The 10,423-nt window shown below is 52.9% G+C and carries 11 protein-coding genes; 3 read left to right on the forward strand and 8 right to left on the reverse strand.

The features are described 5' to 3' along the window. Positions 1-19 precede the first annotated feature (19 nt). Complete coding sequence (locus ACXI0A_RS20440; protein WP_476150747.1) at positions 20-1,096, reverse strand: type I restriction endonuclease; 1,077 nt, start codon at positions 1,094-1,096, stop codon at positions 20-22. A 525-nt stretch (positions 1,097-1,621) separates the two neighbouring features. Between ACXI0A_RS20440 and ACXI0A_RS20445 the strand changes: the two genes are divergently transcribed. Further along, a complete protein-coding gene (locus tag ACXI0A_RS20445) occupies positions 1,622-1,873 on the forward strand; it encodes a LysR substrate-binding domain-containing protein (protein WP_476150746.1) in 252 nt (83 codons plus the stop codon). 1 nt (position 1,874) lies between these two features. Here ACXI0A_RS20445 and ACXI0A_RS20450 read toward each other — a convergent pair whose 3' ends face one another. Beyond that, a complete protein-coding gene (locus tag ACXI0A_RS20450; RefSeq protein WP_034819796.1) occupies positions 1,875-2,516 on the reverse strand; it encodes a hydrolase in 642 nt (213 codons plus the stop codon). A gap of 253 nt (positions 2,517-2,769) precedes the next feature. Here ACXI0A_RS20450 and ACXI0A_RS20455 point away from each other — a divergent pair, with 253 nt between their 5' ends. After that, entirely contained in the window at positions 2,770-3,687 is a 918-nt protein-coding gene (locus ACXI0A_RS20455; RefSeq protein WP_476150745.1) for a bestrophin family protein, read from the forward strand. A gap of 93 nt (positions 3,688-3,780) precedes the next feature. Here the strand turns inward: ACXI0A_RS20455 and ACXI0A_RS20460 are convergent, their stop codons facing one another. The 4 genes from ACXI0A_RS20460 to ACXI0A_RS20475 form a co-directional block, all read right to left on the reverse strand. Then, positions 3,781-4,626: an alpha/beta hydrolase gene (locus ACXI0A_RS20460; RefSeq protein ID WP_224934439.1), complete on the reverse strand. Its 846-nt coding sequence runs from the start codon at positions 4,624-4,626 to the stop codon at positions 3,781-3,783. Positions 4,627-5,151: 525 nt separating this feature from the next. Further along, complete coding sequence (locus ACXI0A_RS20465; protein WP_224934311.1) at positions 5,152-5,499, reverse strand: hypothetical protein; 348 nt, start codon at positions 5,497-5,499, stop codon at positions 5,152-5,154. A 26-nt stretch (positions 5,500-5,525) separates the two neighbouring features. Beyond that, positions 5,526-6,875: a cation:proton antiporter gene (locus ACXI0A_RS20470; RefSeq protein ID WP_224934310.1), complete on the reverse strand. Its 1,350-nt coding sequence runs from the start codon at positions 6,873-6,875 to the stop codon at positions 5,526-5,528. A 53-nt stretch (positions 6,876-6,928) separates the two neighbouring features. After that, positions 6,929-8,137 (reverse strand): MFS transporter, encoded by a 1,209-nt coding sequence (locus ACXI0A_RS20475; protein ID WP_224934309.1) that lies wholly within the window; start codon positions 8,135-8,137, stop codon positions 6,929-6,931. 92 nt (positions 8,138-8,229) lie between these two features. Here ACXI0A_RS20475 and ACXI0A_RS20480 point away from each other — a divergent pair, with 92 nt between their 5' ends. Beyond that, positions 8,230-9,159 (forward strand): LysR family transcriptional regulator, encoded by a 930-nt coding sequence (locus tag ACXI0A_RS20480; RefSeq protein ID WP_224934308.1) that lies wholly within the window; start codon positions 8,230-8,232, stop codon positions 9,157-9,159. Positions 9,160-9,198: 39 nt separating this feature from the next. Here ACXI0A_RS20480 and ACXI0A_RS20485 read toward each other — a convergent pair whose 3' ends face one another. Continuing rightward, complete coding sequence (locus ACXI0A_RS20485) at positions 9,199-9,696, reverse strand: TIGR00645 family protein (RefSeq protein ID WP_034819827.1); 498 nt, start codon at positions 9,694-9,696, stop codon at positions 9,199-9,201. Positions 9,697-9,750: 54 nt separating this feature from the next. Next, positions 9,751-10,423: ATP-binding protein (locus tag ACXI0A_RS20490; RefSeq protein WP_479485285.1), on the reverse strand; the 673-nt coding region annotated here is incomplete at its 5' end.

Genomic DNA, 10,423 nt, shown 5'->3' on the forward strand with positions numbered 1-10,423 from the left:
CAGGCTTCCATCAATGTAATCAAGCGTTCACGTACCCTTCGATCATTGCGACAATAGCGTCGGCATGCTTATAAATGTCATCCAGATCATTAATCGCATGTTTAATTTCTTTTTTCTCTGAATCAAACAAACTTAAATATTTTTGAGCTGTGTTGAATCTAAATCGGCAAATTGGCTTTCTGTTATTATCATCGAAAAGTATTGCACAATATGACTTTGAGTCTCTAAGGAAGACCTTGGAAGGAGAAACAACTTTACTGGCTATAGCTTTAACAATTAGATAGCCATTAATTTCATCTTCGGTTGTTTCGATCTCTCCACCATCAAGAATATCACTGACAGTCTCTTTGACAGGTATCGTGTCGTCAGCAAGGCCGCTAGTATTGAACATTGCATTTTTCAGTCTAATGTTCAATTGATCGTTAAGATATTGCGCTGAACCTTTCTTAATTAAAATGGAGAACAAATCTCTCACTTTTTGTGTTACCACACCATCATAAACCTTTGATGCCATATACTTTGTAAAATCATCATCACCTTCATTAAGTATGAGGCCAATCACCTTTTTGATTTGACTAACATACTTCAACTCACCTGCCGCATTAACTATGGATTCGACATCAAATGTTTGTTTATTAAGCTTTATTATTTCTGGGATCGCATACTCATCAATATCAAGCATATCCAGCTCAAGGAAGGGTTTTTCATCCATCTTATTAGGCGTATCAAGATCGGTGAAAAATTTATAGTACTGACCGTTCGTAAGTATTGCGACTCTTGCACTAGTGACATGGAAGTATCTAAAGAGCTGCATAGCATGATTTATGGATAACGATTCACCAATCTTTTTACACTCAATCAAAATCTGTATATTGCCATCTTTCTTGATCGCGTAATCAATCTTCTCTCCCTTTTTAGTCCCTATGTCACAGATGTATTCTGGAGTAACTTCTTCAGGATCGAATACATCATAACCAAGAACACTGCTGATGAAAGGCATAACGAATGCTGCTTTCGTAGCCTCTTCAGTTTGTATCATATGTGCCTGATTTTTAATTTTTCCAGAAAGTGCAGCTAATTTCTCACTAATTTCCATTTAACACCTCTATTTTAAATTCATCCATACTCTTTGTGATACTCTTAATAGCATATTATTAGAATGACACTGAAAATTTAATTGTATTTTTTAACACCCCCTTTAATGAGTTCTTCCGCTCATCATCGAAAAGAAATTTCTTTAATTTTAATTAAATGCATTTATTTTCTAAATAATTTTTATAAATGAAAAGTTAAACTCCAAAAAAATAGATATCACTTATTAAAAGCAGTTGTTTCTGTTAGATTTTTAATGAGAAATGATGCTAACAATAGGGCCAAGCATTACTAATGCATCATAGGTAATGATTGGTAAAATTATCTTTAGCATAATCAGAATACTATATAAGCATGCATGGTCAACCGACTTTATCATATCGATTTTAACAATATGAAATGATTCACATTATTATATGATCTACGCTCTTGTGCCTAAGAATAAAATTTTTGAAGTATGCTACTGATTCAAAAGAAGCAAATGCTAATTCCGAGAGTATTATAAGTCGGGGAAACGCTGTAACTGGATGTGCCAGGCACGATAACGTTAGACAACAACGCGCTGATGACCCGGGCGGCCATCAGCGGATTGGGTATTGCTTATTTGCCATCGCTTTACGCCGAAGCGGCGCTGCAATCCGGCCAGTTAGTGGAGTTACTCGCCGACTGGCGGGTGCAGTCGGCAGGTCTGGCCTTGTGGTTCCCGCCAAACCAGCATCAGTCGATGGCGCTGCGGCTGTTTATCGATGCACTGAAAAGCAGCCTGCCGCGCCAACCGTAACTTAAGCCTGACGCTGTGGTGCTTTGTGCACCATGGTGTAAGCGTAATCCACGCCCATACCGTAAGCGCCGCTGTGTTCACGTACCAGATCCATCACCGCGTCGTAGGTCTCTTTACGTGACCAGTCACGCTGATACTCCAGCAACACTTGCTGCCAGGTGACCGGCACTGCCCCAGCCTGCACCATGCGTTGAATTGAACGTTCATGGGCATCGACGCTGGTGCCGCCGGACGTATCGGTCACGACGTACACTTCAAAGCCCTCTTTCAGCGCCATCAGTGCCGGGAAGGTCAGGCACACTTCAGTCCACAGCGCAGAGATGATCAGCTTCTTACGCCCGGTTTTCTTCACCGCTTCAACGAATTTGGCATCTTCCCACGAGTTCATCGAGGTACGTTCGATTGGCTTGGATTCCGGGTGCACCGCCAGCAGTTCTGGCCAGATGTAGCCGCTAAAGCTTTCGGTTTCTACAGAGGTATAAATCACCGGCACGTCGAAAACTTTGCCCGCTTTTGCCAAAGCGACGGTGTTATTTTTGAGCTGCTGGCGATCAATGTTAGCGACGCCGAAAGCCATCTGCGGCTGGTGGTCGATAAAAATCAGGGTTGAGTTCTGTGGGTCGAGCAGGTCAAGTTTAGACATGGTGTATTCCTCTAAAGTGTTTTTAAATTTGTATGATGTGCTGCTGGAATGAACTTTAGAGAAAGGGGCCGAAAAGAGATAACGCAAAGAATTTTACAACTTGTTCAAAGTGTTTTTAGAAGGCTGATTTAAAAAGAAAAATCCACCCATAACACACCGTTTTTCACCTTAAATTACCCGATTTTCACATTGCGTCCGGTGTAATAGCGGGCGTAACCTGTGCCAACAAAATCATAAAAAACACCATCGCAAAATGATCGTACGTCCTCATCAACACTGGTTCCTCCGGCTGTTCGACTGGCACGGCTCGGTACTGGTAAGCATTGTCTTTCGCCTGTCACTCAACCTGCTGATGTCGGTGATCGCCATCCTCGGCTATCCGTGGTACTCCACTTTTGGCATCCACCTCACTACTGCGCCGTTTAGCTTGATTGGTGTGTCGATTGCGGTTTTCCTCGGCTTTCGCAACAACGCCAGCTATGCGCGCTTTATCGAGGCCCGCACATTGTGGGGCAATATGCACATCACTCAGCGCTCGCTGCTGCGCCAGATAAAATGCATACGCGGAATCAGTGAAGCGCAGGTGCAGGAGTTTATCGGGCTACAGCTGGCGTTTAGCTGGGCATTGAAACACCGGTTACGTCAAACCGATGCCAGGACGGACTTAGCGCGCTTGCTGCCGGAGAAGTGGCACATTGCCGTATTGAGCCATCCGATGCCAACCTCGCAGACGCTGATGTGCATGGGCGAATGGCTGGCGCAGCGGCGTGATGAGGGTCTGGTGTCGGATATTGTCTGGCAGAGTATCGATGACAATCTCAATCATCTGTCGGCTTATCTGGGCGGCTGCGATCGCCTTGCCAGCACACCGATTCCGTTTGCCTACAGCCTGATTCTGCATCGCACCGTGTACCTGTTCTGTACCCTGCTGCCGTTTGCGCTGGTGGCGGATTTGCATCTGATGACGCCGCTGGTGTCAGTGTTTATCTCCTACACCTTCCTGTCGCTGGAGTCACTGGCGGAAGAGCTGGAAGATCCGTTCGGCACTGCGCCTAACCATCTGCCACTGGATGCGCTGTGCGTGAATATCGAACGTAATTTGAAGGCGATGAACAATGATTTCCCGCTGCCGGAACCGCGCCAGCCGGATGAGCATTTTAATTTGACGTAATGCGTCCAATTGCCCGATGCGCATAAATACGCACCCTACGAAAAACCGTACAATATCGTCGTAGGGTTGCCATTCATGGCGACCACAGCTCAGTTAACTGTGCAGATCCAGCCAGCGCACATACGCCTGATCCCAGAGCGCAGCAGGCGTACCCGCTTTCCCCAGACCAAAGCCGTGCCCGCCGCTGCTCAGTTCAATCAACTCCACCGGCACCTGCATACGGCGGCAGGCATCGCGCATCATTTCGGTGTTGTGCGGATTCGAGGTGTGATCGTCTTCCGCCTGAGCGAGGAACGTCGGCGGATACTGGCGTGTCACGTAGTTTTGCACTGACCAGTTGGCTTCCTGGGTTGGCGTGGCGTGTTCACCCACCATCATCAGGTGCGTTTTGGTGTTCTGATAAGGCGCTTCGAGGGTGATCACCGGATAGATCAGCCCAACGCTGTCACCCGTTGGACGGATTTGATCGAGCGGGTCCTGCGCCGGGTAAGTGACAAAATCGGGACGCGCCGCGGCCATACCGAGCAGGTGCCCACCGGCGGAGAAGCCAAGCAGATGCACTTTGCTCTCCATCGAACGCACCAGGCGAATCGCGCGCTGCGCATCCTGCAGCGGCGCAAGATTCCCCGCCTGCCACTTCTCGCCCGGCAAGCGATAACTCAGCACATACACGGTGTAGCCGTTGGCATTCAACCAGCGCGCCACCGGCCAGGCTTCACGCCCCATGCCGACAAAGCGGTAGCCGCCGCCGGCCGCCACGATCACTGCTTCGCCGTTGGGGTTTTCCGGGCGGAAACGCTGAATCGCGGGAGAGACGATGTTGGTCCATGAGCCATTCATACTGACTTTCAATAGCCCAGATGGCCCACCGCCGCCCGGCGGATCGTCTGGCCACAATGGGATGATGTCATCGCGGGCAAACAGTTTGCCCGTGGTCATCGACAGGGCGGTTGCCCCGGTTGCCAACAAAAAGTGACGCCGTGTGAGTTTCATGCCCGGTAGCCAGTATTGAAAAATATGTCAGCCTTGTGGGCTGCGTCTCGTTATGTGATACGTGTCAACTTTCAACGCTGGCGATTATGTACGCATTTTGTACAAAAGATCCATAGAAAAAGCGCCCATAAAGGCGCTTATTTTATAGTGAATCCGCCAAACTTTTGCCGCTACATTAAAGCGGGCACTCGAGATAACGTTATTAGTTAGACGCTGAAATCCCCTAAATAATTCGAGCTGTAGCAAGGCGGCAAGTGCGTGAGTCCCCGGGAGCTTACTTCAGTAAGTGACCGGGGCGAACAAACGCAGCCAACGCCGCTACAGCTTGAAGTATGACGGGGATTTAATTCCCTAAATAATTCGAGCTGTAGCAAGGCGGCAAGTGCGTGAGTCCCCGGGAGCTTACTGCAGTAAGTGACCGGGGCGAGCAAACGCAGCCAACGCCGCCACAGCTCGAAGTATGACGGGGATTTAATCTTGCTGCTGGAATTGGGTCATAACGGTTTGCTCGCACTGCTGCTGATTATGACGCAGCTGCGTGCGTTCGTCCTCGCCCAGTTCCAGCCAGGCGCTAATCACTTCCTGCGCGATTTCTTCATTAAATTCAGGCTTATCCACCGCAGACGAAGACTGACTGGCGGCCAGCTGAGACTTCATCTTCGCAGTATAAGTATCCAGGTCGCTGGTCTTCTTTTCGCTGCTCACCAGATGACACAGCTGGCTGGCATACACATTCTCTTCGCTGGTGTTATCGCCATCGGCGGCGAAGACGCTGGCGGAGAGTGAGAGCCCCACAAGGGCAATGAACAAGGCTTTCATAACAGGCTCCAGTAATTTCCAGAAAATCACTTTTGATGATGTTGCGCACGTGCCGCCTGACGGGCTGCACGCCAGTTTAACAACGGCGTCACCGTGATGCCGTGCAGCACGATGCTGCACACCACTAACGTCAACGCCATATCCACCATTTGCTCCGCCTGTGGGCCGCGCATGCCGTGCACCCAGGCGTAAGCAATGTAATTGATACTGCCGATGCCGCGAATCCCTAACCAACCGATCATCAAACGGCGCATCAATGGGATGTCGCAGCGCCAGGTGGTGATCCACACGGCCAGCGGTCGCACCACCACAAACAGCAGCAGCGCCAGCCCAATCCCGGTGAGATTCCAGTGCTGCGCCAGCGTGATGCCTAATACCACCATCATGCCCGCGGCCAGCAGGCGTTCGATGGTATCACCAAACGACAACGCATCGCCGACCACCAAACCCATTGATTTGACCATACCGCTGCCACCGTGCGCCAGTCGTTGGTTGGGATTGACGCGCGCTTCTGCTGGCAGGTATTGCTCCTCTTCTGACAACTCTTCTTGTGGATAGTGCTTCACCACTCGCAGTTCGGCTCGACGAAGCCCGACGCCCGCTGCAAAGGTGGCGAGGAAGCCAGAGGCATCCAGTGATTGCGCGGCGGCATAACTCAACGCAATCAGCGCCAGCGTGAGGAAATCATTGGGCGCGATATCCTCATGGGCACTGCGCAGATGCGTCGCCAGTTGACCGATTAATCGCCCCAGCAAATAACCTATCGCCAACCCGCCCGCAATGGCCCACACCACATCCTTGAGCGCCCACTCGCCCAGGTGGCTGAGGCTCATGCTATCAGGTGCCAGCAACAGCAGCGCCAGCATCAGCAACGGCAGCGCCGATCCGTCGTTCATCCCCGCTTCGCTGGAGAGCGCCACGCGCAGCGCATCATCATCACGCGCATCGTTGACGGAAATCAGACTCGCCAACACCGGATCGGTCGGTGCCACAATGGCACCAAACGCCAGCGACAGCGCCCAGTCAAAGCCGGTAATCCAATGCACCAGCAGCGTCATGCCACCCACAGTCAGCAGCATGGCGGGAAAAGCTAAACGGACACCCACCCGCCAGGCATGCGCCTTAAGCGGCAGACGAAGTTTGAGCCCGGTAATAAACAGCGAGGCTGCCATGGCGATTTCAGTGAGGTGGGCGGCCAAATTGGCATGACCAATGATGTCGAGCTGCAGAAGATTGAGCATCCACGGGCCACACAAGATGCCCGCGAACAGATAAAGCCCAAATGAAGTCACTGGCCCACGGTGTATCCAACCGGAAGCCAGTGACATGAGAAGTAGCAGACCACCGGTGGCGGCGGTCCAGGCCAGGAAGTTCATAACGCTCCGTTTTTAAATAACATTCTCCCTTAAGCCTGGCACAAGATACTCGATCAGTTTTTCAGATGGCGGCTCGCCAGACGGATCATCAGTGCAAGCGCAGCGGCAAGTGTGGAAAGTGCTACCACACCGCTCCAGCCAAAGTGGGCCAACGCCAGACTGCCGAGCGCCGCACCGGTTGCCATGCCAATAAACACCACGGTAAACATCAGCGCATTCAGTCGGCTACGTGCTTCCGGTGCGAGGCTGTACACCAGCGTCTGATGCGCCACCAGCGTGGCCTGCACACCCAAATCAAAACCAATAGTACTGATGATAATCAGGCCGATTTGAGCCGGAACCGGCAAGAGTGGCAGCAGGAACATCAGCGCAAAGGAGACCATCACCAGCGAAGCACCATACTGAGTCACGCGCGCTGGACCAATGCGGTCCGCCACGCTTCCCGCCAGCGGTGCGGCCAGCGCACCCGCTGCACCTGCCAGACCAAATGCACCCGCGACCGCACTGTCAAAATGGAAGCGCTCACTCAGCATCAGCGCCAGCGTCGACCAGAAGGCGCTGAAAGCGACTGACAGCAAACCCTGTGCCAGCGCAGCACGGCGCAGCGTCTGGTGGTGTTGCCACAGGTGCGCCAGCGACAGCAGCAGACGCGGATAGCTGACAGAGGTGCCCGGTTTGAAGCGCGGCAACACACGCCACAGCGCGAGGCTAATCAACAGCACGGCCACCGCCGCCACCATGTACATGGTGCGCCAGCCCAAATACTCCGCCACCACGCCGCTCACCACGCGTGACAGCAGAATACCGACCAGCAAGCCGGTCATCACCGTACCAACGGTTTTACCTCGACTGCGCTCCGGCGCTAGCGCCGCCGAAGCGGGCACGATGTCCTGCGCTACTGTCGCGGTTAAGCCGGTGACAAAGCTGGCGATCAGTAATGCGTTGATGCCGCCAGAGAAGCCACACAGCAGCAGCGCGGCGACCAGCATTAGGCCTTTAATCAGGATAATGGTGCGGCGGTCGTGACGATCGCCGAGCGGTGCCAGCAGCAGGATGCCGAGCGCGTATCCCGCTTGCGTCAGCATGGGTACCATGCCGACGCTACCAATCCCGACGTTAAATTGTTTGCTGATGATATCCAGCATCGGCTGGCTGTAGTAAATCGATGCCACGCTAAGCCCGGCACCTGCGGCGAGCGTAAACACCAGCGGCGCTGGCAGTTTTTCAGCTGGCAATGCAGTAGATTGCGAAATGGCTGACATAGTGAATTCCCCCGTGAAAGTGCGCTTATTAAAGCGCGTCCTTGCCATACGCGGTAGACTGGTCAAACACAGAACTGTTATGCACGGCGCGTATGAGCAATCCAACCAGTATTGACCGCATTGAACTGATGCAGACCTTTATTCGCATTGTCGAAAGTGGATCGCTGTCAGCCGCCGCTGCCCAGCTCGGTACCACGCAGCCTACCATCAGCCGCCGCCTGCAGGCGCTGGAACAGCGTTTAGGGCTGAAACTGATTCTGCGCACCACCCATGCACTCAAACTCACCGACGATGGCGAGCGTTGCTATGCGCAGGCGCGGCAGTTACTGGCCACCTGGCACGCGCTGGAAGATGAACTTACCGGTTCCAATGACGATCCGATTGGTACGCTGCGCGTGCGCGCGCCGCATGCTTTTGGCCAGGACCAGCTCATCGATCCCCTGGTGGCCTATCTACAGCGTTATCCGCGTCTGACGGTGGAGTGGATGCTCAATGACCGCACACCCGACTTCATCAGTGAAAACGTCGACTGTGCGATTCAGGTGGGTGCCGTGAACGATCCCTCGCTGGTGGCGATTCTGCTGGCAGAAGTGCCACGCTTTGTGGTCGCCGCCCCTTCACTGCTGGCACAGCATAAGGCGATTGAGGATGTCAGCCAGCTCACCGAATTACCCTGGCTGGCATTAACCAGCTTTTACCGCAATGAACTCGCGTTACAGCGTCTAAGTGATAACCAACCGGTGAACCTGCCGATTGCCCCGCGCCTCGCCAGCGACAGTTTGTACGCCATCCGCAAAGCGGTATTGGCCGGCATGGGGGCAGCAATTGTGTCGTCGTGGGTGGTGCAAGAGGATTTGGCGAAAGGAGAGTTAATTCAGCTGGTGCCCGAGTGGCAAGCCCCGCCGTTGCCGGTGTGGCTGACCTATCCGTGGGCCAGTTATTATCCCGCTCGTATGCGGCATTTTTTCGCGATGATCAGGGAAGTGATGCCGAAACTGGCGGGCACGCAGCCGGTGCGCTGATGGGCCAGGGCGCCATAATGGCGCACCTGGCACACGAAATTACTTCTTCTCCACCTTCGACATATTATCCAGCCAGCCCATCACAAAGGCCGACAGCACAAAGGTCAGGTGGATGATCACGTACCACATCAGCTTGCTGTCATCGACGTTGCGCGCGTCCATAAAGATGCGCAGCAAGTGGATCGATGAAATCGCGACAATCGAGGCCGCGACTTTGTTCTTCAGCGAGCCGGAATCCATCTTGCCCAGCCAGCTCAGTTTCTCTTTGTTCTCATCAATATCCAGCTTAGAAACAAAGTTCTCATAGCCAGAGAGCATCACCATCACCAGCAATCCGCCCACCAGCGTCATGTCCACCAGCGACAGCAGTAGCAGAATCAGATCGTTCTCAGCAATGCTGAGAATGTTGGGCAACAGGTGAAAAATTTCCTGGAAAAATTTAACGGTCAGCGCCAGCAGCCCCAGCGAAAGTCCAATGTAAACCGGTGCCAGCAACCAGCGCGATGAATACATCAGGTTCTCGATAAAACGTTCCATAATTTCCCATTAATCAACAAACAAGTGGCCGAGTATAACCGAACTTGTGTGAAGTTATTTCAGCGCTTCTTCAGAAATTTCAGGCGCAGCGGGCAGAGGCAGCGACAAGCGAAACTCCGCGCCACCTTGCGGTCGGTTTTCTGCCCAGATGCGCCCGCGATGGGATTCAATAATGGTTTTGCTGATCGCCAAACCGAGGCCAACGCCCGGCACTGCCGACTCCTTATCTCCGCGCGCAAACTTGTCGAAAATGCGTGTCATGTTCTCCTCGGCAATCCCTGGGCCGTTGTCCCAGACGGCAATCTCCAGCCGCTCTTTGTCACGCCAGGCGCGAATGCCGTGCTGCGCGGCGTTACCGGCGTATTTCAGGCTGTTTTCAATCAGGTTGGTAAACACGCGCTCGAGCATCGCGCTATCGCCTTTGATCAGCACCAGCTCCGGCGGCAGATCCAGCGCGAAATCATGCCCTTTTAACGACGGCCCCATACTGCTCAGCGCCCCGCCAACCACTTCATCCAGCGCCACCCACTCTTCGCGCAGGTTAAGCCCGCCAGACTGAATGCGCGCCATATCCAGCATATTGCTCACCAGCCGAATGGTGCTTAACGTCTGTTCACGAATCTGGTTCGCCTGGCCGACATATTTTGAGTTATCACCTGCCAGATCCAGCATCAACATTTCGGCCTGACCAAACAGCACCGTCAGCGGCGTGCGCAGGTCATGCGAC

This window comes from Pantoea sp. C1E2, assembly GCF_056491465.1.

Bases quoted from the DNA above. Each gene is read 5' to 3' on its own strand.
- ACXI0A_RS20475 (WP_224934309.1), bottom strand. From the start codon at position 8,137: ATGTCAGCCATTTCGCAATCTACTGCATTGCCAGCTGAAAAACTGCCA.
- ACXI0A_RS20485 (WP_034819827.1), bottom strand. From the start codon at position 9,696: ATGGAACGTTTTATCGAGAACCTGATGTATTCATCGCGCTGGTTGCTG.
- ACXI0A_RS20465 (WP_224934311.1), bottom strand. From the start codon at position 5,499: ATGAAAGCCTTGTTCATTGCCCTTGTGGGGCTCTCACTCTCCGCCAGC.
- ACXI0A_RS20460 (WP_224934439.1), bottom strand. From the start codon at position 4,626: ATGACCACGGGCAAACTGTTTGCCCGCGATGACATCATCCCATTGTGG.
- ACXI0A_RS20470 (WP_224934310.1), bottom strand. From the start codon at position 6,875: ATGAACTTCCTGGCCTGGACCGCCGCCACCGGTGGTCTGCTACTTCTC.
- ACXI0A_RS20440 (WP_476150747.1), bottom strand. From the start codon at position 1,096: ATGGAAATTAGTGAGAAATTAGCTGCACTTTCTGGAAAAATTAAAAAT.
- ACXI0A_RS20450 (WP_034819796.1), bottom strand. From the start codon at position 2,516: ATGTCTAAACTTGACCTGCTCGACCCACAGAACTCAACCCTGATTTTT.
- ACXI0A_RS20480 (WP_224934308.1), top strand. From the start codon at position 8,230: ATGAGCAATCCAACCAGTATTGACCGCATTGAACTGATGCAGACCTTT.
- ACXI0A_RS20455 (WP_476150745.1), top strand. From the start codon at position 2,770: ATGATCGTACGTCCTCATCAACACTGGTTCCTCCGGCTGTTCGACTGG.